Origin of the sequence: Pseudonocardia sp. T1-2H (genome assembly GCF_038039215.1) — a bacterium.
GTDB lineage: Bacteria > Actinomycetota > Actinomycetes > Mycobacteriales > Pseudonocardiaceae > Pseudonocardia.
The window spans coordinates 4648916-4672133 of sequence record NZ_JBBPCL010000001.1; the positions used below are offsets into that span (position 1 = coordinate 4648916).

A 23218-nucleotide genomic window follows, 5' to 3' on the forward strand; every position below is an offset into this window, starting at 1 on the left:
CGCGGGCGTCGGGGGGTTCAGAGCATCCACCGCAGCACGTCGAAGGTCTCGGCGTAGGTCGTCCCCGCCTGTACGCCGTGGAAGCGGAGCTGGGACCGCAGGAAGCCCGGGTCCGTGTAGGTGCGGTGCCCCTGTGACTTGTAGCAGCTCAGCGCGGTGATCTTGGCGTCGACGTGCCGCTCCTCGAGCTCGACGAACGCGGTGGTGCGGAACGCGAGGGTGTTCCACGCGATCTCGTAGGACAGGACCGAGGTGCGCTTGAACGCGCGCATGCCCTCCTCGGCGATCACCTGGTGGTCCTGGTGGAGATCCTCCAGGCTCGGCAGCAGGACGAGCCCGGGCCGCAGGTCGCGGCCGAGGTCGACCATCGCCTGCAGGATGTCCTGGCGGTCCCGGGTGAACTGCCGCACCTCGAACTCGAGCACGTGCAGCTGCTCGCGGGGGACGCCGAGGCTGCCCGTCGCATCGGCGACCTCGGTACGCAGGACGTCCGCCGGCCAGCCGGGAGGGACCGACGACTCGCACGCCGAGAACGCGACGTAGTGCAGGTCGTGGCCCTCCTCGGCCCATCGCGCGAGGGCACCGCCCGCCCCGAGCTCGCCGTCGTCCGTGTGGGGCGCGAGGACGAGGATCCGTGTGGGTCCTGCCAGCAAGGAGACCAACTCCTCGACATCTGTGATCGCGATTACAGTACTTTTGTCATCGATACGGAACTCAGCAGCGTTACCGGAGCGATCGGTGAGAGTGGGTGCCCGTGGTCCCGTCCGTCTTCCACGAACCGTGGTGGCTCGACGCCGTCGCGCCCGGCGGCTGGGCGGAGGCGCGCGTCGAGGAGGGTGGCGCGGCGGTCGCCCGGATGCCGTATGCCGTCCGGCGGCGGCACGGGTTGTCGCTGCTGCTCGCGCCGCCCCTGTCGAACCGTCTCGGCCCGCTCGTCGACCTCGGCGAGGGGCGCCAGGAGGCGCGGCTGCGCCGCTTCGACCATCTCGTCGACGCGCTCCTCGATCAGCTCCCGGCCGCGGATCTGGTCCGCCAGCCGCTACATCCGGACGTGCTGAGCTGGCTGCCGTTCCACCGCCGCGGTTTCCGGGTGGAACCACAGATCTCCTACGTGATCGACCGGCTGGACGATCTCGACGAGGTGTGGGGCGGCGTCGCGGGACGCACCCGGCGGGTGATCAAGAGTGCCGGGAAGGTGGTCGAGGTCCACCGCGACGAGAATGCGGAGCGGCTCGTGCGGATGGTCGGATCCACCTACCGGCGCCAGGGGCTCGACGTGCCGTACGACCCGCGGGTGCTCGACCGTGCCGTGGAGGCGGCGCTCGGACGGGCCCGTGGCACGGTGCTCACCGCCGTCGACGAGGCCGGGAACGTGCACTCCTCGCTGTTCTGCGTCTGGGACGACCGGCGGGCCTGGTACGTGGGCGGCGGCGGCGATCCCGAACTGCGGTCGAGCGGCGCCGGCAGCCTGCTGATGTGGGAGCTGATCAAGGAGGCGGCGAAGCACGTCCCGCGGTTCGACTTCGAGGGGTCGATGGTGCCCGGCGTGGAGCGCTACTTCCGGAACTTCGGCGGGCGCCAGGAGACCTACCACATGGTCACGCGCACGAGCGCGCGGCTGGCGCCGCTGTGGGCGCTGCGCGGGCTCCGCGAGCGCAGGCGGGCGCGGTAACGCCCCGCGCGGCCGGAACGATTCGGACATAGACGAGGTCGGCGGGCCTTCGAGCCGGCCTGCGTTCCCCGGACGCGGCTCCCCGCGCCGGTGCGGCACACGGGCGACGGAGCTGCGCATGGCGAACCCGGTCGACACCCTCGGGCACTGCCGGCCCACGGCGCGCCTGATCCTGTCCACACCGGACCCGCGTAGCGTCGCGCGGCTGCGCTATGCGTTCAGCGCCTACGCCGCCCTGCACGGTATCCGGGTCGTTGACGACGACTCGGCCGACGTGACCGTCGCGCACGGCGACGTCGACACGGCTGTGCAGGTCAGGCTGCCCGCGGGGTACAGGCTGCGGCCCGACACGGAGCCCGCACCGCCCCCGGTGCAGGTCGACGGGATGCCCTGCTTCCACCTGGCCCCGAGCGGCGAACCGGACGTCCTGGGCGAGGTCTTCGAATGGCTCGCCGCCCCGCACGAGCGGGCCAGTACCGAGCTCGACGACATCGGCCGGATCCCTCCCGAGCACACCCTCGCCGGCACCCACGGACTCGACCGGCGGGTGCCCTGGGCCAACCGCTGGCTCGCCCGGTTGCATCGGGCGGTCCGGACCGCCCTGCCCGGTCTGCCCGGATCCCCGCCCTCACCGTTCGGCGCGTCCCGCACCTTCGTCGCGAGCCACGACATGGACCATCTCTCGTCCCGGCGGCTCGTCAACGGTCACCGGGTGCTGAAGAACGTCGGAGTGGCGGTCGCGGGACGGCGCGACCTGCGAACCGGTGCCGCGATCCTGGGCGCGGCGGCCCGTCGGACGGTGCACGGACGGCCGACGATCGTCGGCGTGGCGGACCTGCTCGCGGGCGAGGCCGCGCGCGGCGTGCGGGCGACCTACACGGTCGTCGCCGAGTCGACGCACCGGCGCGACCCCGGCTACCGGCTCGACGACGACTTCGTCCGGCACACGCTCGCCGACATCGCCGAGGCCGGACACGAACTGGCGGTCCACGGCAGCTACCGCAGCCTCGAGGTGCCCGGCCAGCTCGAGCACGAGTACGCGCTGCTCGCCGACGCGGGCTTCCCCGCCACCGGCGGACGGCAGCACTGGCTCCGTCATCGCGGCGGCGAATTGTTCGCGGCGCTCGAACGGGCGGGAGCGGAATGGGACTCCACCTACGGACATCCGGACCTCGTCGGCTACCGGCACGGCGCCGCTTTCCCGTTCCTGCCGTACGACCTGGACCGCGAGCGGGCCCGCCCCGTCGTGGAGATCCCCATGGTCGTCATGGAGCGCGCCCTGTGCACGGCCGGGAGTCGTCCGGCGGACTGGGCCGCGACCGCGACCGAGGTGCTGCGCGCGGCCGGCGACGACGGCTGGGGCGGTACCGCCGTGCTGTGGCACGACTACGCCTTCCCGGGTGCCGCACTGCCCGCCGGGCTGGCCGAGACCTACTGGGCGGTCCTCGACGCCGGCGACCACTGGGTGACCGCGGCAGAGGTCGCGGCGGCCACCCGGACCCGGTGGGCGGACGCGGGGGCCCTCACCGGGCTGCCCGGCCGGACCTGAGGAGGAGCGAATGCCCGCGCCGAGATCATCCGGCCGCCCGTCCGTCGTCCACGTCTCGTCCGTGCACGCCTGGGACGACTCGCGGATCTTCCGCAGGATGTGCCTTTCTTTGGCGCGCAACGGGTACGACGTCACGCTCGTCGCGGTGGCCGACACCGAACGGACAGTGGAGGGCGTCCAGATCGTGCCGGTGGAGCGGGCGTCGGGCCGGCTGGCCCGGCTCCTGGCGGTCCCCCGCGTCGCGCGCCGCGCCCGATCGATGCGGGCCCGCCTCTACCACCTGCACGACCCCGAGCTCATCCCGATGATCCCGGTCCTGCGGCGAGGGGGCGCCAGGGTCGTCTACGACGCGCACGAGGACCTGCCGCTGCAGGTCCTGGAGAAGGAGTACCTGTCGTCCCGGGTGCGGCCCGCGGTCGCGGCGGGCGCGCGGCTGCTCTGTGCCACCGCGGACCGGTCGGCGGACCACGTGCTGGCGGCGTCGCCGGAGGTGGCCGACCGCTACCGTCCCGGCGGCTGCACGGTGATCCGCAACTATCCGGAACGGTCCGGGAACGGGGCCCCGGACACGGACTACGCCGCCCGGGAGCACCGGGTGGTGTACGCGGGCGGCCTGACCCGGGCCCGCGGCGTCGAACAGATGATCGACGCGATGGGGCACGCCGGGCTGCCCGACGACTGGCGCCTGCGGTTGGCCGGTCCGCACAGTCCGGACGACTTCCTCGACCGACTCCGTGCCCGTCCCGGCTGGGACCGCGTGGAGTTCCACGGGGAGGTCCCGCCGCCCGAGGCGCGGCGGCTGATGGCCGGCAGCCGCATCGGGCTCGCCGTGTTGCAGCCGATCGGGCAGAACGTCGACGTGCTGCCCACGAAACTGCTGGAGTACATGTCCGTGGGCATCCCGGTGGTGGCGGCCGACTACCCGCAGTGCCGCCGGATCGTCGAGAGCGCCGGGTGCGGCGTCGTCGTCGACCCGACCGATCCGCGCGCGATCGGCGAGGCGGTCGGCCGGCTGGCCGCACGTCCGGATCTCGCCGCCGAGATGGGTAGGCGCGGCCGGGCCGCGGTGGCGGAGCGCTACAGCTGGGAGGCCGAGGAGAAGCGTCTGCTCGCCGTCTACGCCGATCTGCTGGGCGCGGCCGTATGACCAGCCCGTCCCGGGCCGGGACCGTGCTCCACGGCGGTGTCCGCCCAGGCGGCCCGCTGAGCCGCGCCCCGCTGATCGCACTCGGCGTCCTCGCCTACGTCGCCGCCCTGCACGAGGTCCACCGGCTCAGCATCGCCCCGGCCTTCACCTACCTGCGCTACTCCTACCGCGAGCCCGGCACGGCGGCCGCGTTGATCGCCCTGGGGCTGGTCGTCGCCCTGGCCCTGGTCCTGCCGTCGCGGCTCTCCCGGCCCTCCCACCTCGTGGCGTGGACGTTGTTCGTGGTCGCGGTCGTCCCGAGCATCGTGGTGCCGCAGTTCTCGGACGTGCTGTCGGTCCCGGACGCGACCGAGCTAGGGCTCTGGGTGGCGGCGAGCTTCCTCCCGGTGGCGGTCCTGGGCACCCGTGGGGCGGTGCACGGGCTGATACCGGACCTCCGGATGTCGCACGGAACGTTCTGGGCGGTCGTCACGGTCACCTCGGGCGCCGTCTACGCCTACATCATCGCCACCGTCGGGGTCAGCTGGGAGCTTCCGTCCCTCGCGGACGTCTACGGCGTGCGGGACGAGTTCGCGGCCGAGGAGACCGCCTCCGGTGCGCTCCGCTACCTCGTGCCGCTGCTCGTGAGCGTGCTGAACCCGCTGATCGTCGCTCGGGGCCTGTTCGAGCGGCGGTGGACGTGGCTCGTCGTGGGCCTCTTGGGGCAGGTGTTCGTGTACTCGTTCACCGGGTACCGCTCCGCCGTCCTGTCGCCGATCGCGCTGCTCGGGGTGTACCTGCTGCTGCGGCGGGGCACGCGGTCGTCCGGATCGTTGCTGTTCGGCGCGGCCGGGCTGGTGGCCGCGATGTGGGTGCTGGACCGGCTGACGTCGTCGATCGAGTTCACGTCCCTGCTCGTCCGGCGCTTCCTCATCACGCCGGGCCTGCTCACGGCCGGCTACGTGTACGTGTTCGCCGACAGCGACAAGGTCGCACTGTCGCACTCGTTCCTCTCGGCCTTCTCCGCCTACCCGTACTCCCAGGAACCGCCGCTGCTCGTCGGAAGCCTGTTCTTCGGCGACCCCGGCACTAACGCGAACGCGAACCTGATGGCCGACGGGTTCGCGAACTTCGGCTACCCCGGGGTGCTGCTCGAGTGCCTGGTCCTCATGGTGCTGCTGTGGATCGTCGACGATGCCGTCCGCGGTGTCCCGTGGCCCTTCGCCGGAATGGTCCTGATCATGCCCACGCTCTCGCTGGCCGACTCGGGGATCTTCACCACGATGCTCACCCATGGTTTCCTCGCGGCGGTGCTGGCGTGCGCCTGCCTGCCCCGGACCGAACCGGACGAGGTCGCGGTCCCGTGAGCGCGCCGAGCATCTCCTTCGTCGTGGCCACCCTGAACGAGGAGCGGGCGATCGAGGAGTGCGTGCGCAGCCTGCTGGCCCAGGACTACCCGGCGGACCGGGTCGAGGTCGCCGTGGTCGACGGGGGCTCGACGGACCGGACCCGCGAGATCGTGGCGGCACTCGCCGCGACGGACGGGCGGGTGCAGCTGCTCGACAATCCCGGGCGGATCGCCCCGACGGCGTTCAACATCGGTGTCGCCGCCACGACCGGGTCCCTGATCAGCCTGGTGAGCGCCCACAGCGTCACGGCCCCCCGGTACGCCGCGCTGCTGGCGGAGGCGTTCGAGAAGCTCGGGCGCGTGGCTCGTGGGCGGGAGGATGGACGCGGCGGCAGGCCCCGGCGCGCCGCCGATGGCGGAGGCCATCGTACGGGCCACCTCGTCCCCGCTGGGCCTCGGCTCGGCTCGTTTCCACTACAGCGACCGACCCGGATGGGTGGACACCGCGTTCCCCGGGGCGTACCGGCGGGAACTGTTCGACCTCATCGGACCGTTCGACGAGACCCTCGTCCGGAACCAGGACGACGACCTGCATCTGCGGGCACGGCTCGCCGGCCGCACCATGTGGTTCGACCCGCGCCTCCGCTCGACCTACCGCCCCCGGGCGAGCCTGCGCGCGCTGTGGCGGCAGTACTACCAGTACGGCTGGTGGAGGGCCGTCACGGTGTGCAAGCACCGGCGGGTGGCCTCGGTCCGGCACCTCGCCCCCGCGGCGCTCGTCGCGGGGCTGGCGGGCGCCTCCACCGCGGTGGTGGCGACCCGCCACCGGTCCGCGCTCGGCGCACTCGGGAGTGGCGTCGCGGCGTGGGCAGGCGTGCTGGTCCTCGCCGGCAGGCGGGAACGCGGGGCGTCGAGCGGCGTCGCAGCGCGGGTGCCGGTGGCCGTGGGCTGCCTGCACCTCGCCTACGGGGCGGGCTTCTGGGCCGGTCTGCTCCGCAACGCGGTACACGGGCTCCCGGGCCGCTCGACGTGAGCGGGTACGCCGGACGTCGGCCGTGAAGCGGCCGCGCGCCCTCGGCGGGATCAGCCGGATCCTGGCGGGCTCCGCCGCGGGCCAGGGCCTGGTCCTCCTGGCCTACCCCGTCCTGGCGCGGCTGTACGACCCGACGGACTTCGGCGTGCTCGTGGTGTTCACGTCCGTGGTCGCCATGGTCGGCGTGCTCTCCACCCTCTCCCTCGAGGCGGCCGTCCTCATCCCGGCCGACGACCGCGAGGCCGCGACCGTGGCCTGGGCGAGCCTCGTCTCCGTGGCCGTCACCGCCGTCGTCACCGCCCTGGTCGGCCTGGCCTTCGGCCCGGCCATCGCGGCGTTCCTCGGGGTACCGGTGCTCGCCGAGCTCTGGTGGCTGGTCGCCCTGACGGTCCTGGCCCTCGGCGTGTACCTCGTCATGTCGGAGTGGATGGTGCGGGTCCGCCGCTACGGGGCGCTCGCCACCCGGAACCTGCTCCAGGGCGTCGGGCAGGTGACGGCGCAGATCGGGCTGGGGGTGGCCGGGGTGCGTCCGGCCGGCCTGCTCGTCGGGCTGGGGGTCGGCAGGCTGCTGGGAACAGGGGGCAGCATCTCGCGGGGCGGGCTGCTGCGGCAGCCCCGGCCGCGGCCGGCCGAGCTCGTCGCGGCCGTCCGCCGCTACCGCCGGTTCCCCCTCGTCGCGTCCTGGTCGAAGCTGCTGAACACCGCGGGCCTGCAGGTCCCCCTGCTCGTCGTCAGCGCTGCCTACGGGGAGGTCGGGGCGGGCCTGCTCGGGCTCACCGTGCGGGTCGTCGGCGGCCCCGTAGCGGTGATCGGACAGGCCGTGTACCAGGTGTTCACCGGCGAGGCCAGCGCGCGGGTCCGGGGGCCGGGCACCGGGCTCGCGCCTTTCACGAGGACGGCTGTGCTGCGGCTGCTGGCGACCGGCGCGGTGCCCGCGGTGCTGCTGATCCTGCTCAGCCCGAGCGTCTTCGGGTTCGTCTTCGGTCCGGAGTGGACCGGATCCGGCCAATTCGCGCAGATCCTCGCGATCGCCTATCTCGCCGAGTTCGCCGTTACTCCGATCTCGCAGACGTTGTTCATCCTGGAGCGGCAGGGCGTACAACTGATATGGGACGCGTCACGCCTCGTGCTGACGGCCGGCGGGGTGGGCCTGTGCTGGGTCCTCGGCGCGCCGATCATCACCGCGGTGGCCGTGCTCGCGGCCGCCCACGTCGTCAGCTACGGAACGCTCTACGTCCTGTCGATGCGGGCGGCAAAAGGGTCCGACCGAGCCGCGGAGGCAGCACCTTGACGCCGACGAGATCGCCGGGACGCGCGGTCGTCATCCTGTTCGTGGTCGTGCTCGCCCTCCTGGCCGCGTGCACCACGACCTCCGGGCCGGACACGGCGCCCGCGCAGCCCACCTATCCGGCCCCGGCGCCGGGACCGGCACCCGAGCCGTCCGGTCCGGTCCTGCACGTCGACCCCGGCGGCACCGACGAGGGCCCGGGCACCGCCCAGCGGCCGTTCCGGACCATCGCCGCGGCCTCGAGAGCGGCCGGTCCCGGCACCACCGTGGTCGTCGCCGACGGCACGTACACCGGGGCCTTCTCGACCCGCGCGAGCGGCACCGCCGAGGCCCGCCTCACCTATGTGGCGGCGAACAAGTGGGGGGCCCGGCTGGTCGGCGACGGCGCCGTCGCCGACGACGGCGTGGACGCCGTCTGGCGCAACTACGGCGACTACGTCGACGTCAGGGGCTTCGACATCTCGGGAACGACGACCGACGGGTACATCGAGACGGGATCCTGGTCCCGGATCCTGGAGAACCACGTCCACGGGTTCAGCGAGGGCACCTGCGTGTCGACCTACCGCAAGGAGTACACGCTGCACGACATCGACATCATCGGGAACGTGGTGCACGACTGCGGGAACTCCGCGCTCGACCACGGCATCTACCCCGGGCACCCCCGCGGGACGATCAGCAACAACATCTCCTACGGCAACGCCGGCTTCGGGATCCATTGCTGGCACAACTGCAACGAGCTGGTGATCACCAACAACCTGGTGTTCCGCAACGGGGAGGGCGGCATCCTCGTGGGCCAGGGCGACGGGCCCAACGACGGCGCCGTCCCCGCCGACAACATGGTGGTCGCCAACAACATCGCCTACGACAACTCCGGGTTCGGGATCCGGGAGAGCGGGGCGACCGGCGGCGGCAACCTGTACCTCAACAACACCGTGGCCGCCAACGGTCAGGACGGCCTCGACCTCGCGGCCGGCAGCGAGAGCGGGACGCTCACCGTCGACCCCGGCTTCGTGGACTACGAGCAGGACGGGTCCGGCGACTACCGCGTGCTCCCGGTCAGCCCGATGGTGGACGCGGGCACGGAGGAGGGAGCGCCGCCGTTCGACATCGACGGAGTCAATCGGCCCCAGGGCGGGAACGTCGACATCGGAGTGTACGAGCGGTAGCGCGGCGGCCGCGGTCACGGCCGCCGCACGACTCGCTCGTGGCCACGCCCTCGTCCTGCGCGGCGCCTCTACGTGGCCCGGTTCCCCCGTCCGAGCGTGAGGACGGACGTTCCCTCCCAGCGGGCGGGGTCGAGCACCCCGCGCCCGTCGAGCACGAGCCTGACGCCGGGCAGGTCGGTGGCTCCGAGTTCCCGGTATGCGGCGTGATCGGTCTGCACCATGGCGGCCGCCACCCGGGTACCCGGGAGGTAGGGCTCGAGCCCCAGGGCGGTGAGCTCGTCTGCGCTGTACAGCGGATCCTGCACCAGCGGCAGGGCACCGTGCCGGCGGAGCGCCTCGACGGTGGCGAACACCCCGAGAACGCCGTCTCCTTGACCCCGCCCCGGTAACAGGCGCCGAGCACCACGACCTGCGCGCCGGCCAGGTCCTCACCGGTCACCGCGGCGTACCGCTCGGCGAGCATCTCCACGCAGCGTGCGGGCATCGCGGCGTTGGCCTCCCGCGCCGTTCGCACGATGCTCGCCGACGGGTCCCCGCCGAGGTAGAGCCACGGGTACACGGGGATGCAGTGCCCGCCGACCGCGATGCCGGGCCGGTGCAGGTGGCTGAAGGGCTGGGAGTTGCAGGCCGCGGCGATCCGGGCGAAGTCGACGCCGATGCCGTCCGCGTAGAGCGCGAACTGGTTGGCCAGGCCGATGTTGACGTCCCGGTAGGTGGTCTCGGCCAGCTTCGCCAGCTCCGCGGCCTCGGCCGAGTCGAGATCCCAGACCCCGTTCGGTTCGGGGAGGTCGGTGCGTTCGTCGAACCGCAACACGGCGGCGTAGAACTCCGTGGCCCGGCGGGTGCTGGCCGGGTCGATGCCGCCGACCAGCTTCGGGTAGCGGGCGAGATCAGCGAACACCCGCCCCGACGAGACCCTCTCCGGGCTGAAGGCGAGGCTGAAGTCCGTGCCCGCCCGCAACCCACTGGCCGCCTCGAGCCGGGGCCCGAGGCGGTTCCTGGTCGTGCCGACCGGCAGCGTCGTCTCGTAGCTGACGAGCGTGCCCGGCCGCAGGCCGCGGCCGACGGAGTCCGTGGCGGCGTCGAGCACCCGGAAGTCCGGTGTGCCTGCCCCGTCGACGTGCAGCGGGACGACCACCACGACGACGTCGCTGGCGGCGACCGCCTCCGCGGTGTCCATCGTGGCCTCGAAGGCGCCGGACGCGACGACCTCGCCGAGCCGCCGGTCGAGGTCCGCTTCACCGGGGAAGGGCGGACGTGCGGCGCGGACGGCGCTCAGGACCCGTTCGTCGACGTCGGCGCCGATGACGTGATGCCCGCGGCCGGCGAACTGCACCGCGAGCGGGAGACCGATCTTGCCCAGCCCGACGACCGTGATCTTCACAGGGCCACCTCGGGCGTCCGGGGGGAAGCGGCCACCTCCACCGTCCGGCCCGTCGCGGCCGACTCGCGCAGCGCCTCGGCCACTCGGACCGTCGCGAGCCCGTCCTCCATGGTGACCAGGCTGTGCTCCTCGCCGCGCACGGCCGCCGCGAAGTTCGACAGCTCCGTCATCAGCGGTTCCGGTTTCGGGATCGCGTACCGCGTCATGTTCCCCTCCGAGACGCCGCGGAACGCCGCGACGCGGTCCCAGGCCATCTCCTCGGTCCCGTTCTGGTAGAAGGTCAGGTCCGCGGTCAGCGTGTCCGCGACGAAGCAGCCCAGCTCCCCCGTCACCGTGGTGACGCGTTCCTTGAGCGGGGAGAGCCAGTTCACCAGGTGCGTGACGACCACTCCGGTCGAGGCTCCCCACCGCGCTGACCAGGTCCTCGTGCGCGCGCCCGCTCCGGTGGGCGACCCTGGCGGACACCGACGTGTAGGCCGAGCCCGTGACCCACGCGGTCAGGTCGATGTCGTGCGTCGCCAGGTCCAGGACCACGCCCGCGTCCGCGATCCGCGCCGGGAACGGCCCCTGCCTCCGGGTGCTCACCTGGTAGATGGTGCCGAGCTCGCCGAGCGCGAGCCTGCGCCGCATGTCCTGCAGGGCAGGGTTGTAGCGCTCGATGTGCCCGACGCAGCCGATCACCCCGTTACGCGCGAACGCCTCGGCGATCGTCTGTGCCGCCTTCCCATCGTGCGCGAGCGGCTTCTCGACGAGCGTCGGGATTCCCGCCTCGGCGAGCTCGAGAGCGAGCGGCTCGTGGAAGGTGGTGGGTGCCGCGATCACGCAGAGATCGATCCGGCGGTCGAGCAGCTCGCGGACCGTGCCCAGCACGTCGACCCGCATCGCGGGGTGCTGAGGCGCGTCGAACCCCCGCGGGTCCACCGCGGCGACCAGATCGATGCCGTCCAGGGACTGCAGGGCCCGGGAGTGGTTGCGGCCCATGGCCCCGAGGCCGACCAGGCCCGCCCGCAGCCGGGCGCTCATTCCGCCACCGCCTGGGCCGTCGCGGCGACGATCCGCTCCAGGCCGTCCTGATCGAGCGCCGGGTGGACCGGTAGCGACAGCACCTCGCGGGCGGCGGCCGCCGTCACGGGGAGGTCCAGGTCGAGGTCGTACGCCGGCAGCCGGTGGATCGGCGTCGGGTAGTAGACGCCGGTCTGCACGCCCAGACCGGCGAGTGTCGCGACGAGCTCGTCGCGCCGTGGCGCCCGTAGGGTGTACTGATGCCAGACGGGCTCCGCCCCCTGGGCGATGGCGGGGAGCGTCAGACCGTGATCGGCCGCGACGTCGTCGAGGGCGGCGCTCAGGAACGTCGCGTTGGCGCGCCGCGTCCGCGTCCAGGCGGGCAACCTGCCCAGCTGGACCCGCCCGATCGCTGCGTGGATGTCGGTCATCCGGGCGTTGTAGCCGACGATCTCGTTGGCGTAGCGGCGCTCCATGCCCTGGTTGCGCAGCAACCGGACCCGCCGGGCGAGCGCGTCGTCGGCGCAGACCACGAGGCCGCCCTCGCCGCAGGTCATGTTCTTGGTCGGGTAGAAGCTGAACGCCGCGACCTGGCCGAGGGTGCCCACCGGCCGTCCGTCCAGCGCCGCCAGGTGTGCCTGCGCGGCGTCCTCGACCAGCGCCAGCCCGTGCCGTTCCGCGACTGCGGCCAGCTCGGCCGAGGCCGGATGCCCGTAGAGGTGCACGGGCATGACGGCCGCGGTGCGCGGTGTGAGGGCGGCGAGCACCGCGGCGGGATCGAGGCAGAAGTGTCTCGGCTCGATGTCCGCGAACACGGGCGTCGCCCCGGTGAGCGCCACGGCGTTGGCAGTGGCCGCGAAGCTGAACGAGGGCACGACGACCTCGTCGCCCCGGCCGATGCCGAGGGCCAGCAACCCGAGCAGCAACGCGCTCGTCCCGGAGTTCACCGCCACGCACGGCCTGTCGTGGACGTAGGCGGCGAACTCGGACTCGAACGTCGCGACCTCCGCGCCCTGCGCGAGCAGGCCCGACGACAGGACCCGGTCCACGGCCTCGCGTTCCTCCGCTCCGATGAGGACCCCGGTCGCCGGGACGAGCCCGACGGGCGTTCCGAGTTCAGATCTCATGCAACTCGCCTTCTTCCTCGACGTGGCCGCGGCCGGTCCGGGGACATCTCCAGATCGAGTCGTGGTCCTTCTCCAGCCGGACGCCGGCGCGTCCCACCCAGCCGACCCGCCGTGCCGGCGACCCCACGACGAGCGCGAAGTCCGGCACGTCGCCGAGCACGACGGCTCCGGCGCCGACCATCGCCCAGCGGCCGATCGTCACCGGGGCGACGCACACCGCGCGGGCGCCGATCGACGCGCCCTCCCGGACCAGCACACCCACCGGGGTCCACCCCTCGGCCCCCTTCGGCCGTCCGTCCGGGTCCACGGCCCGCGGGTTCAGGTCGTTCGTCAGGACCACCGCGGGTCCGATGAAGACGCCCGCCTCGAGCTCGGCGTGTTCGTACACGAGCGCGTAGTTCTGGATCTTGACGGCGTCGCCGACGCGGACCCTCGGTCCGATGTAGGCACCGCGCCCGACCGTGCAGGACGCCCCGAGCACCGCTCCGTCGCAGATCTGGGCGAGATGCCAGATCCGCGATCCGGCGCCGATCTCCGCCGACGCGGCCACGTCGGCCGAAGCGGCCGCCGCACAGGTTTCCGAGGTGGTCATCCGAGCAGCCCTCCCACGGTGCGCGCGAGGATCCGGAGGTCCCCGCGCAAGGTCCACTGCTGGACGTAGCCCAGCTCGATGCGGAGCTTCTCGGGCAGGACCCGGTCGACGTAGAACGCCTCGGTGTCCGCCGGGCCCGCACGCTCGATGAACGCCTGCTCGTCGCCGAACCGCAGGAACGCCAGGCTGGTGACGCCGGGGCGCACCGACAGCACCTGGCGCTGCTCCGCGTCGTAGGTCGCGACGTAACGGGGGTCCTCGGGGCGCGGGCCCACAAGGCTCATCTCGCCGCGCAGCACGTTGATCAGCTGCGGCAGCTCGTCGAGCTTGCTCGCCCGGAGCACCCGACCGAGAGGGGTGATCCGCGGGTCGCCCGCGCGAGTCACCGCCGGTCCTGCGCTGCCCTCCACCATCGTCCGGAACTTGAGAACGGCCAGCGGCCGCATGTCGCGGCCGACCCGATGAGCGCGGTAGAAGACAGGTCCCGGGCTGGTGAGGCGGACCGCGACGGCGATCGCCGCACCCAGCGGAAGCGTGACCGGCGCCGCGAGGAGGCAGAGGACGAGGTCGAGCGCGCGCTTCACGACGGCGGACCGTCGCGACCCGCCCGGCCGCCTCACGATCGCCGCCGGTGAGCGGCGACGACCTGCCGCACGGCGGCGGCCACGTCCTCGACGTCCGCGGCCGACATCCGCGGGTAGATCGGCAGCGAGATCAGCCGCTCGAACTCGGCGGAGGCCACCGGCAGGTCCCCGGACCCGTGGCCGTACCGGTCGCGGTAGTAGGGCTGCTGGTGCAGCGGGATGAAGTGCACGCTGGTGCCGATGCCGAGCCGGCGCAGCTCGTCGATGAACTCGGCGCGGCCGATCGTCAGCTGCGGCAGACGCAGCCGCACCGGGAACAGGTGCCAGGCGTGGGTGACGTGCGGGCGGCACTCCGGTACCTGCACCTCGTCGAGGCCGTCGAAGAGCTCCGTGTAGCGCCGGGCGATCGCGGTTCGGCGCTCCTGAAGGGCCCGCCACCGCCGCAGCTGGGTGCGCGCCAGGGCCGCCTGCAGGTCGGACATGTTGTACTTGAATCCGGGCACCACGACCTCGTAGTCCCACGATCCGCGCGGTCCGTACCGCTGCCAGGAGTCCCGGCTCATGCCGTGCTGGCTCCACAGCCGCGCGGTGTCCACCACCGGCCGGGCGCCGGTCAGGACACCGCCCTCGCCACTGGTGATGTTCTTCGTCGCGTACAGGGAGAAACAGACCGCGCGGTGCTCGTCCTCGCCCGGCACGGCACCGATCGGCGTGCCCCGGAACGCGGCCCCGAAGGCGTGCGCGGCGTCCTCCACCACCGGCAGACCGTGCACCGCCGCGATCCCGAGGATCTCGTCGAGCTCGCACGGGTGGCCGCCGTAGTGCACCGGCAGGATCGCCGCGACATCGTGCCGGCCGTGCTCCAGCGCCGCCCGCACGGCGACCGGGTCGAGGTTCAACGTGCCCGGTTCGACGTCGACGAACACGGGCCGGCAGCCGCTCTGCTCGATCACGTGCGCCGTCGAGCAGAAGGTCAGCGGCGTCGTGATCACCGACCGGCCCGGGGTGACACCGAGCGAGGTCAATGCGAGGTGCATCGCCGCGGTGCCGGAGCTCACCGCGAGCGCGGAGGCCGGGGTGACCTCGGCACCGAGCTCCTGCTCGAACGCCTTGATCTCAGGTCCGGAGGTGAGCCAGCCCGAGCGCAGGACGCCGACGACTTCCTCGATGTCCTCCTCCTCGACGGTGGGAAGGGCGAAGGGCAGGAACCCGGCTCGGCGAGCGGTCTCCGTGAGCGGGGTCTCGGCCGGTGGGATCTCGGTCTCCGTCATGCCGGCTGCCACCTCCACCGGTCACCGGTCACCGCTGTGGGCCGGATCGTGGGCGCCGGCGACGTCAGGTCGACCAGCGCGGCCGACACCCCGACCGCCGCCGCGTGCCTCGCGGCGCGCTCGGGGTCGAGGCAGGGCACGTCGACGTGGGAGACGGCCGGATGAATCGGGGTACGGCCGACCTCGTCGTTGCCGAAGAGCTCCTCGTGCAGCTTCTCGCCGGATCGCAGTCCGGTGTAGACGATCTCGGTCGTCCGGCCCGCGATCTCCATCAGCTGCCGGGCGACGTCGGCGATGCGGACCGCCTGCCCCATGTCGAGCACCAGCGCCTCTCCCGGCGCACCGATCGCAGCGGCGTAGATGACCAGCTGGACGGCCTCGGGGATCGTCATGAAGAAGCGCGTGACATCGGGATGGGTCACCGTGATCGGGGCACCTGCCGCGATCTGTTCCGTGAACGTGGTGAGGACGGAACCGCGGCTGCCGAGCACGTTGCCGAAGCGCACCGAGAGGAAGGTCCCGGGCGCCTCCTCGGCGACATGCGCGACCAGGCGCTCGCCGATCCGCTTGGAGTACCCGAGCACGCTCGTCGGGTTGGCCGCCTTGTCCGTGCTGATGTTGACGAAACGGTCGACCTCGGCGGCGACCGCGGCGGCGAGGACGACACGGGTGCCGACGACGTTGGTCTTCCACGCCTCTTCCGGGTACTGCTGCAGCAACGGCAGGTGCTTCAGCGCGGCGGCGTGGAAGACGACCTCCGGACGCCGCTCGAGGAAGATCGCCTCGATCGCCTCGGCGTCCCGGATGTCCGCGAGGATTATGTCGGGCGAGTCGAGCAGCGCGGTCCCGTAGATCGAGAGCTGGGTGCCGTGCAGCGCGGACTCGTCCCGGTCGAGCATCAGCAGTTCCGCCGGCCCGAACCGATGGATCTGCCGGCACAGTTCGGAGCCGATCGAGCCGCCCGCGCCCGTGACCAGCACGCGCCGGTCGGCGAGGTACCCCGCGACGGCGGCGATGTCGATGTCCACGGGCCGCCGGCCGAGCAGGTCTGTGATGTCGAGGTCCCGCAGGTCCGCGACGCCGACCCACGGGCGCAGCAGCTCGGAGAGCGGTGGCAGCACCTTGATCCCGAGATCGGCCGCCGCGGCGTCGCGGGCGAGGCTCTGCACGATCTCGGGGTCCGTCCCACGGCTGGCGATGACGAGCAGCTCGGCGCGGGTGGCGGCCGCGACCGCGGCGACGTCGCGGTGCGTCCCGCGGACCGCGACTCCGGAGACCCGGCGGCAGCGCGCGTCCGGCTCGTCGTCGAGCAGCCCGACCGGCAGGTATCCGCTGTCCGCATCGGACAGCATCGACCGCACGAGCTGTTGCCCGTCGCGGCCCGCGCCGAAGATGAGGACGCGCTGGGCCGAGCGACCCGGCCTGGAGCTGTGTTCCCGGTGCAGCCGCACCACCACCCTGGCGCCCACGCAGAGCAGCAACGTGATGAAGGTCGCGATCAGTGGGACCGAGCGGGGCAGCAGCGGCGGGGAGCGGAGAGCGTTGACCGTGAAGATCAGGATTCCGACGACGGCCGCGGCCGTGCCGACGTTGATCGCGTCGCCGACGGTGCCGGTGTAGTGCCGTCCCTGATAGGCGCGCAGCGTGCTTCCGACCAGGAGCGCCCCGGAGACCGTGGCGGCGGCGAGAAGCCAGAAGCCGGTGGTGTCGATCTCGTCGAGGTCGAGTTCGAGGCGTAGTGCAGCGCCCAGGAACAGCGCGAACACCCATGCGACGCCGTCCCAACCCGCCAGCGCCGCCCGGCGCAGCCGGTACCCGGAGAAGGTCGGCTCCTCATGTGGTGGGACGTCACCGGGTGGTCCGTGGCGCCTCCGGGTCCACATACGACTCCACGCCCCCACGTTTCCAGACATAGATCCTCCGGACTCAGCGATCGCCGACCTCGTGCCGTCCTCTAGCGGGGGGAGCAATCGGATAATCGAGGATTAACTAGTCTTCGTTACACCGAGTTCACCAGTGGATAATCCAATTTCGAGTGATCGAGGACTGTCACCGTGAATACATGACGAAGCACGGAGTGTGATGTCATTCACCTAGAAAGCGGCGCCGCCTTGCAACGAATGCAGCAGTTCCGAAATGCGCGGACACTCGCTGCACCCCCTCACTTACGCTCTGCTTCCGCGGACCACCGGGTGCGACCGGAGGAAGATTCAGGGGTGATACCGGCGCCGATCTCTGGCATGCTCGCCGATCATGCCGAGCATCGACGGAGCGACCGATGTAGAACGATCTTCGACGCCCCGGATCGTCTTCGTGGGCGCTGTCGCCGAGGGTCGCCGGTGCCTCGAATCCCTGCTCGAACGCGGTGAGCAGTTCGCAGGAATCGTCACCCTCGATCGAGACCTCGCGGAGGCGACGTCGGGGTGGGTCGCGTTCGACGACCTCGCGAAGGATCACGACATCCCGATGATCAGCGTGCGCGACCTCAACTCCGCGGAGAATGTCGACCGGGTCGCGGCACTCCACCCCGATCTGCTCCTGGTGATCGGCTGGACGCGACTACTGGGCGCCGAGCTGCTCCGGCTCCCTCCCCTCGGCGCCGTCGGTTTCCACGCAAGCCTGCTGCCGCGCTATCGGGGACGCGCGCCGGTGAACTGGGCATTGATCAACGGCGAGTCCGAGACCGGGAACACGATGTTCTTCCTCGACGAGGGCGTCGACACCGGCGCGGTGATCGACCAGCGCCGAATTTCGATCACCGATTCCGACGACTGCAACAGCATTTACGAGAAGGTGTCCACCTCCGCCCTCGACATGCTCACCGAGCACCTGCCCCGGTTGAAGGAGGGGACCGCGCCTCGTCACCCGCAGGACGAGGCCCTCGCCACCGTCATGCCGCGCCGCCGGCCGCAGGACGGGGTGATCGACTGGAGTCGCGGGTCGCGGCAGCTCTTCGACTGGGTCCGGGCGCTGACGCACCCCTATCCCGGGGCGTTCACGACGCACGGCGGGCGACAGCTGTTCGTCTGGCGCGCCACCGAGGTGGGGTCCGTGCCCCGGCCGCCCGGCGCGGTGCCCGGGCAGCTGCTGCCCGGGCCGGCGGGCCACGTCGTCACCGGGGACGGTGTGCTCCGGCTCGACCGCGTGCAGTGGGCCGGGCAGGACGAACAGCCCGGCCGGTGCCTCGCCGAGCTCGCCGGTGCCGTGCTCGGCGCCGAGGAGGCGGGGTGAACGTCCTGGTCGTGGCCGCGCACCCGGATGACGAGGTGCTCGGCCCCGGGGGCACGATCCTGCGTCACGTCGAAGCCGGCGACGCGGTGACGGCGCTCGTCGCGTGCACAGGCACGAATCTCCGGTACGACGACGCCGAGGCCGCCGCCCTCCTGGACGTCACCCGCGAGGTGGCCGGCCTGCTCGGGATCCGGCTGGTTCTCGGCGGGCTCCCGGACCAGGGCCTGGACACACTGTCCCTGCCGACCGTCGTCGACGTCGTCGCCCGGGAGATCGACGCCGCCGCGGCCGGCATGGTCTACGTGCACCACTGGGCGGACCTCAACCGCGACCACCGGATCCTGGGTGAGGCGACGGTGGTGGCGACCCGTCCGTACGCCGCCCCCGGCGTCCGTACCGTCCGCTGCTTCGAGACCCCGTCCTCCACCGAATGGGGCGCCCCGGCGGGCCTCGACCCGTTCGTCCCGGGCCTCTTCGTCGACATCTCCGGCACCCTCGAGAAGAAGATCGCCGCGTTCGAGCGCTATCGCAGTGAGGTCCGACCCGCTCCGCACCCCCGGTCCCTCGCCGCGCTCGCCGACCGCGGCCGCTTCTGGGGCTCGGTCTCGGGGTCGGACGCGGCGGAGGCCTTCGTCGTCGTCCGGGACCACTGGTGAGGACGGAATCCGGGGACCATCCGTGAGACACTCGGGCGGTGGCGGCATCTGAATCGGCGGGTGGCGATGCGCGGCTCGACGAGCCGGGCACGCCCGTCCGGGACCTGCCCTCCACTGTCGAGGGCGAACTCGGCGCCCGTATCCCGGGAACCTGGTGCAGCCTCTGCTGGCAGGAGCGGTTCGTCCGGCACGACGGGGTGTGGATGCTCGCCCATCGGGGTCCCCTCGACGAGTGCACCCACGGCTGTCACGACCAGGACGCCCTGCTGCCCTCCGTGAGCTGAGCTCGGCGGCCGGCGGTTCGCCTCGGCGACGATCCCGCCGTCGAAACAGGGATGCGGTACGGGCGGTCTCGCGTTGTCGGTGAAGATGGCGCCACACGTCGCGCATGCTGTCGGAGATTGTCGGAGGTATACGGTGCTGGATCCCGCGGAGCTGTACCGGATCGAGGAGGACGTGCCGAGCCTCGACGGGCCGGTGCTCCTGGTGGTGCTCGACGGTTTCGTCGACGCCGGAAGCGCGGGCGGTCTCGCCGTCGACGCCCTCGTCGAGAACAAGGAGTCCCGCAAGGTCGTCGAGTTCGACGTCGACCAGCTCGTGGACTACCGCTCGCGGCGGCCGCCGCTGCGCTTCGACACGGACCACTGGGCGGGCTACACACCGCCCCGGCTGGACGTCGTCGCGCTGACGGATTCGGCGGAGGCCCCGTACCTGCTGCTGTCCGGGCCGGAGCCGGACACCCAGTGGGAGCGGTTCGCCGCTGCCGTCGCGCAGATCGTCGAGAAGCTGGGCGTCCGGCTGGTGATCACACTGCACGGCATCCCGATGGCCGTGCCGCACACCCGCCCGATCGGGGTGACGGCGCACGCGACCCGGCGCGAGCTGACCGAGTCCCACGAGGCGTGGTTCGCCGAGGCCGAGGTGCCGGGCAGCGCGGCGGCGCTGATGGAGTTCCGGCTCGGCGAGGCCGGGGTCGACGCCATGGGCTTCGCCGTGCACGTCCCGCACTACCTCGCGCGCGCCGCGTACCCGCAGGCCGCGCGGACCCTGCTGGACCACGCCGCGCTCGCGTCCGGGTTGTACCTGCCCACCGAGTCGCTGTCCCGGGCCGCCGAGCGGACCGAGGCGGAGATCGCCGAGCAGGTCCAGAATTCGGACGAGGTGGCGCAGGTCGTGCGGGCGCTGGAGAAGCAGTACGACATGGTCGCGAGCGGGCGGGGCGAGCGCTCCGGCGCCGGGCTGGGCGGGCAGCTGCCGAGTGCGGACGAGCTGGCGGCCGAGGTCGAGCGGTTCCTCGCGGACCAGGACGACGCGGACGGCAAGGGCGAGAGCTGCTTCCCCGGCTGACTCCCCGGCTGAACTGCCGCGGGACCCGGCCCCGCGAGTCGCGATCTGACGCCGGGCGAGTCGCGCTCTCGGTCCGTCCGAGTGGCGGCATGGCGCTCGAGACTCGCGGCCTGGACGCGCACCGCGGCGTCGGGCGGCGGAACGCCGGAACCGAGCAGCTGCCGGCTCTCGTCGTCCTCACCCGGCTGTATCGCGCCCGGCTCCTGGGCGAACGTCACGATCCTGGAGCCCAGCGGCGCCCGACGGAGCTTCTCCGCGCCGGCCATGGCGTAGGTGCAGCATGGCGTAGGTGCAGCCCGGCGAGATCGACGCGAGAGTGGTTCGATCATGACACCGGCCACGCGCCCGTCGAACTCGACTCGTCCGGCCCCGGAGCGAGACCCGGGCGGTCTGGAGAGCGCGACTCGTACGGCCTGAGAGCGCGACTCGCGGGGGCTCGGACCCCGACTCGGGCGGTCTGGGAGCGCGACTCGCCTGGTCTGAGATACCGACTCGCGGGGTTTACAGCAGGTCGAGGGCGGCGGAGAGGATCGCGTCCGCGTCGAGGCCGTGGTGGCGGTAGACGGACTCGAGGTCGCCGGACTGGCCGAACTTCGTGACGCCCAGGTGGGTCGCGCGGACCTGGTTGATGCCGGCCAGGAACGCGAGGGTGTGCGGGTGGCCGTCGAGGACGGTGACCAATGGCGCCGCCCGGCGCCCGGGGAACGCCGCGTCGAGGATCCAGGTGTCGGCAGCACCCCTGCCCGCGCGGGCCTGCACGGCGTCGAACAGCAGGCCCGGGCTCGTCACGCACACGACGTCGACGGCCGTGCCCTGCGCCTCCAGCCGCTCCGCGGCCGCCAACGCCTCGGGCACCACCGCACCCATCGTCGCGATCGTCACGGCCGGAGCGTCCGATGACGACCGCCGGATCGGGTACGCGCCCGCCACCACCTGCTTGCGGCGGCGCTCCCGGGCGGCGGGATCGGCCGGCACCGCGGCGAGGGACTGGTCGATCGGGCGGGTCGAGAGCCGCAGGTAGGCCGAGGTCCCGTCCGGCTTGCCGAGCCGTCCGAGCGAGGCCAGCAGCGTCCACTCGGTGTCGATCGCGAACGCGGGCTCGTAGGCGATGCAGCCCGGCTGCTCCAGGCCCACCGACGGGGTGGTGATCGACTGGTGCGCCCCGCCCTCCGGCGCGAGCGACACCCCGGACGGCGTCCCGACCAGGATCGACTGCCCGCCGGCGTAGATCCCGAACGACCAGGGCTCGAGCGCGCGCTCGACGAACGGGTCGTAGAGCACCCCGATCGGCAGCAGCGGCCGGCCCCACCGCGACCAGGTCGCGCCGAGCTCGCCGAGCGCCCCGACGAGGTTGCCCTCGGCGATCCCGAGCTCCAGGTGCTGCCCGGTCGGCTTCTCGCGCCAGTGCAGGATCGTCTCGGGGTCGTCGTCGAACCAGTCCCTGCGTTCCGCCGGCGACCAGACGCCCACCTTGTTCACCCAGCCGCCGAGGTTGGTCGAGGACGAGACGTCCGGGCAGAGCGTCACCACCCGCCGGGCGGCCTCGGGCGCGGAGCGGGTCAGGTCCAGCAGCGCGCGGCCGAGCGCGGCCTGCGTGGTCGCCTTCCCCGACGGCGTCCGGCCGATGTCCGTGGGCAGTGCCGGGACCGGAACGGGCGCGGGTTCGGAGCGCCGCAGCCTCGTTGCGACCTCTCCGCAGAGCTTGCCCGCGGGCGTCGCCTCGTCGAACGCCACCCACGGCGCGTCGAGGCTCATGCCGACACGCTCCGCCAGCTCCCCCATCTGCTCGGCCGAGAGCAGTGACGAGTGGTTCTGCGGGTGCCCCTCCGACGCCAGCCCGTTGCCCTTCACCGTGTACGCGAAGATCACGGTCGGCCGGGTGTCGTCGATGGCCTCGAAGGCGTCCCCGACGGCGCGCATGTCGTGCCCCCCGAGGTTCCGGACCGCCGCGTGCAGCGTCTCGTCGTCGAGGGAGTCCACGAGGGCCTGCAGCTCGTCGGAGTCCGGGAGACGGTCCCGGATCTGCTCGGGCGTGCAGCGCAGGAGCCGCTGGTACTCGGGGTTGGGCATCTCGTCGATCCGCCGGCGCAGCGCGTCGCCGCCGGGCCGTTCGAAGAGCTCGTGCAGCAGCCGGCCGTACTTGACGGTCAGCACCTGCCAGCCGGCCGCGGTGAACATGCCCTGCAGCCGCGTCGCGCCGATGTTCGGGACGACCCGGTCCAGCGACTGGCGGTTCAGGTCGACGATCCAGCAGACCTCGCCCAGGTCATTGACCATCGGGTCCAGGATCGCCTCCCAGACCGCGCCCTCGTCCAGCTCCGCGTCCCCGACCAGCGAGTACTGCCGTCCGGTGCCGACGGGCTCGCCGAGCGTCGTCACGTAGCGCCGGGCCAGCGCGCCCCAGATCGGGGCGGTCGCCCCGATGCCGACCGAGCCCGTCGAGTAGTCGACGGGGTCGGGGTCCTTCGAGCGCGACGGGTAGCTCTGCAGCCCACCGAACTCGCGCAGCGTCGTCAGGTAGGACTCGTCCAGCTCGTCGAGCAGGTAGTTGATCGCGTGCAGGACGGGCGACGCGTGTGGCTTGACCGAGACGCGGTCCCCGGAGCGCAGGTGCTCGAACCACAGCGCGGTCATGATCGTGACCAGGGACGCGCTCGACGCCTGGTGCCCGCCGACCTTCAGCCCGGTCGGGTTCGGCCGGACCCGGTTCGCGTGGTCGACGATGGCGGTCGAAAGCCACAGCACGCGCTGCTCGATCTCCCGCAGCACGCCGAGCCGCTCGTCGTCGAGTCCCATCACGACCTCCCCGTCAGTGCGCAACCTGCCCGGACAGCCCACCACC

General features: G+C 72.5%; 20 protein-coding genes and 2 pseudogenes. 12 read left to right on the top strand and 10 right to left on the bottom strand.

Annotated elements, in window-relative coordinates:
* Positions 1–17 precede the first annotated feature (17 nt).
* A complete protein-coding gene (locus WBK50_RS22925) occupies positions 18–653 on the bottom strand; it encodes a PIG-L deacetylase family protein (RefSeq protein ID WP_341337576.1) in 636 nt (211 codons plus the stop codon).
* A 95-nt stretch (positions 654–748) separates the two neighbouring features.
* On the opposite strand from WBK50_RS22925, the gene WBK50_RS22930 reads away from it, so the two are divergent.
* The 8 genes and pseudogenes from WBK50_RS22930 to WBK50_RS22965 all read left to right on the top strand — a co-directional run bounded on the left by WBK50_RS22930 (position 749) and on the right by WBK50_RS22965 (position 9182).
* A complete protein-coding gene (locus WBK50_RS22930; protein ID WP_341337577.1) occupies positions 749–1672 on the top strand; it encodes a GNAT family N-acetyltransferase in 924 nt (307 codons plus the stop codon).
* 118 nt (positions 1673–1790) lie between these two features.
* Positions 1791–3221 carry a hypothetical protein gene (locus WBK50_RS22935; protein WP_341337578.1) on the top strand — a complete coding sequence of 477 codons (1431 nt, stop codon included), beginning with the start codon at positions 1791–1793 and terminating at the stop codon, positions 3219–3221.
* 10 nt (positions 3222–3231) lie between these two features.
* Positions 3232–4368, top strand: a complete 1137-nt coding sequence (locus WBK50_RS22940) for a glycosyltransferase family 4 protein (RefSeq protein ID WP_341337579.1) — start codon at positions 3232–3234, stop codon at positions 4366–4368.
* Positions 4365–5714 (top strand): O-antigen polymerase, encoded by a 1350-nt coding sequence (locus WBK50_RS22945; RefSeq protein ID WP_341337580.1) that lies wholly within the window; start codon positions 4365–4367, stop codon positions 5712–5714. Before WBK50_RS22940 ends, WBK50_RS22945 begins: the two co-directional genes overlap by 4 nt.
* Positions 5715–5776: 62 nt before the next feature.
* A pseudogene (locus WBK50_RS35325) lies at positions 5777–5995 on the top strand (glycosyltransferase); the annotation flags it as partial.
* Between the two features lie 112 nt (positions 5996–6107).
* On the top strand, positions 6108–6728 hold the full coding sequence (locus WBK50_RS22955; protein WP_341337582.1) for a hypothetical protein: 621 nt from the start codon (positions 6108–6110) through the stop codon (positions 6726–6728).
* A gap of 22 nt (positions 6729–6750) precedes the next feature.
* Complete coding sequence (locus WBK50_RS22960; RefSeq protein ID WP_341337583.1) at positions 6751–8019, top strand: lipopolysaccharide biosynthesis protein; 1269 nt, start codon at positions 6751–6753, stop codon at positions 8017–8019.
* The gene (locus tag WBK50_RS22965) at positions 8016–9182 is read left to right on the top strand and encodes a right-handed parallel beta-helix repeat-containing protein (RefSeq protein WP_341337584.1); all 1167 of its coding nucleotides are present in this window, start codon (positions 8016–8018) and stop codon (positions 9180–9182) included. Before WBK50_RS22960 ends, WBK50_RS22965 begins: the two co-directional genes overlap by 4 nt.
* Here the strand turns inward: WBK50_RS22965 and WBK50_RS22970 are convergent.
* From WBK50_RS22970 to WBK50_RS23005, 8 genes and pseudogenes are all read right to left on the bottom strand, one after another.
* Positions 9133–10566 carry a nucleotide sugar dehydrogenase gene (locus WBK50_RS22970; protein ID WP_341339483.1) on the bottom strand — a complete coding sequence of 478 codons (1434 nt, stop codon included), beginning with the start codon at positions 10564–10566 and terminating at the stop codon, positions 9133–9135. The two genes, WBK50_RS22965 and WBK50_RS22970, sit on opposite strands and share 50 nt — an antisense overlap.
* Entirely contained in the window at positions 10563–10955 is a 393-nt protein-coding gene (locus WBK50_RS22975; RefSeq protein WP_341339484.1) for a Gfo/Idh/MocA family oxidoreductase, read from the bottom strand. Before WBK50_RS22975 ends, WBK50_RS22970 begins: the two co-directional genes overlap by 4 nt.
* Before the next feature lie 73 nt (positions 10956–11028).
* Positions 11029–11589: pseudogene (locus tag WBK50_RS35330) on the bottom strand (Gfo/Idh/MocA family protein); the annotation flags it as partial.
* Positions 11586–12695, bottom strand: coding sequence for a DegT/DnrJ/EryC1/StrS family aminotransferase (locus tag WBK50_RS22985; RefSeq protein ID WP_341337585.1), 1110 nt, complete (start codon positions 12693–12695; stop codon positions 11586–11588). The pseudogene WBK50_RS35330 and the gene WBK50_RS22985, both read right to left, overlap by 4 nt.
* Positions 12685–13287 (bottom strand): acyltransferase, encoded by a 603-nt coding sequence (locus WBK50_RS22990; RefSeq protein ID WP_341337586.1) that lies wholly within the window; start codon positions 13285–13287, stop codon positions 12685–12687. Before WBK50_RS22990 ends, WBK50_RS22985 begins: the two co-directional genes overlap by 11 nt.
* The gene (locus WBK50_RS22995; RefSeq protein ID WP_341337587.1) at positions 13284–13871 is read right to left on the bottom strand and encodes a sugar transferase; all 588 of its coding nucleotides are present in this window, start codon (positions 13869–13871) and stop codon (positions 13284–13286) included. The genes WBK50_RS22990 and WBK50_RS22995 overlap by 4 nt, the downstream gene beginning before the upstream one ends.
* A 32-nt stretch (positions 13872–13903) precedes the next feature.
* Positions 13904–15142: a DegT/DnrJ/EryC1/StrS family aminotransferase gene (locus WBK50_RS23000; RefSeq protein WP_341337588.1), complete on the bottom strand. Its 1239-nt coding sequence runs from the start codon at positions 15140–15142 to the stop codon at positions 13904–13906.
* Positions 15139–17025, bottom strand: a complete 1887-nt coding sequence (locus WBK50_RS23005; protein ID WP_341337589.1) for a nucleoside-diphosphate sugar epimerase/dehydratase — start codon at positions 17023–17025, stop codon at positions 15139–15141. Before WBK50_RS23005 ends, WBK50_RS23000 begins: the two co-directional genes overlap by 4 nt.
* A 370-nt stretch (positions 17026–17395) precedes the next feature.
* On the opposite strand from WBK50_RS23005, the gene WBK50_RS23010 reads away from it, so the two are divergent.
* The 4 genes from WBK50_RS23010 to WBK50_RS23025 all read left to right on the top strand — a co-directional run bounded on the left by WBK50_RS23010 (position 17396) and on the right by WBK50_RS23025 (position 20376).
* Positions 17396–18373, top strand: coding sequence for a methionyl-tRNA formyltransferase (locus WBK50_RS23010; RefSeq protein ID WP_341337590.1), 978 nt, complete (start codon positions 17396–17398; stop codon positions 18371–18373).
* Positions 18370–19029: a PIG-L deacetylase family protein gene (locus tag WBK50_RS23015; protein WP_341337591.1), complete on the top strand. Its 660-nt coding sequence runs from the start codon at positions 18370–18372 to the stop codon at positions 19027–19029. Before WBK50_RS23010 ends, WBK50_RS23015 begins: the two co-directional genes overlap by 4 nt.
* Before the next feature lie 38 nt (positions 19030–19067).
* Entirely contained in the window at positions 19068–19313 is a 246-nt protein-coding gene (locus WBK50_RS23020; protein ID WP_341337592.1) for a hypothetical protein, read from the top strand.
* 133 nt (positions 19314–19446) lie between these two features.
* Complete coding sequence (locus WBK50_RS23025) at positions 19447–20376, top strand: PAC2 family protein (RefSeq protein WP_341337593.1); 930 nt, start codon at positions 19447–19449, stop codon at positions 20374–20376.
* Between the two features lie 501 nt (positions 20377–20877).
* On the opposite strand, the gene WBK50_RS23030 is transcribed toward WBK50_RS23025, so the two are convergent.
* On the bottom strand, positions 20878–23172 hold the full coding sequence (locus WBK50_RS23030) for a transketolase-like TK C-terminal-containing protein (protein ID WP_341337594.1): 2295 nt from the start codon (positions 23170–23172) through the stop codon (positions 20878–20880).
* Positions 23173–23218: the final 46 nt, after the last annotated feature.

Coding starts and splice junctions, on each gene's coding strand:
- WBK50_RS23000 (WP_341337588.1), bottom strand. CDS start 15,142: ATGACGGAGACCGAGATCCCACCGGCCGAGACCCCGCTCACGGAGACC.
- WBK50_RS23030 (WP_341337594.1), bottom strand. CDS start 23,172: ATGGGACTCGACGACGAGCGGCTCGGCGTGCTGCGGGAGATCGAGCAG.
- WBK50_RS23005 (WP_341337589.1), bottom strand. CDS start 17,025: ATGTGGACCCGGAGGCGCCACGGACCACCCGGTGACGTCCCACCACAT.
- WBK50_RS22990 (WP_341337586.1), bottom strand. CDS start 13,287: ATGACCACCTCGGAAACCTGTGCGGCGGCCGCTTCGGCCGACGTGGCC.
- WBK50_RS22935 (WP_341337578.1), top strand. CDS start 1,791: ATGGCGAACCCGGTCGACACCCTCGGGCACTGCCGGCCCACGGCGCGC.
- WBK50_RS22940 (WP_341337579.1), top strand. CDS start 3,232: ATGCCCGCGCCGAGATCATCCGGCCGCCCGTCCGTCGTCCACGTCTCG.
- WBK50_RS23010 (WP_341337590.1), top strand. CDS start 17,396: ATGCCGAGCATCGACGGAGCGACCGATGTAGAACGATCTTCGACGCCC.
- WBK50_RS22945 (WP_341337580.1), top strand. CDS start 4,365: ATGACCAGCCCGTCCCGGGCCGGGACCGTGCTCCACGGCGGTGTCCGC.
- WBK50_RS22985 (WP_341337585.1), bottom strand. CDS start 12,695: ATGAGATCTGAACTCGGAACGCCCGTCGGGCTCGTCCCGGCGACCGGG.
- WBK50_RS22955 (WP_341337582.1), top strand. CDS start 6,108: ATGGCGGAGGCCATCGTACGGGCCACCTCGTCCCCGCTGGGCCTCGGC.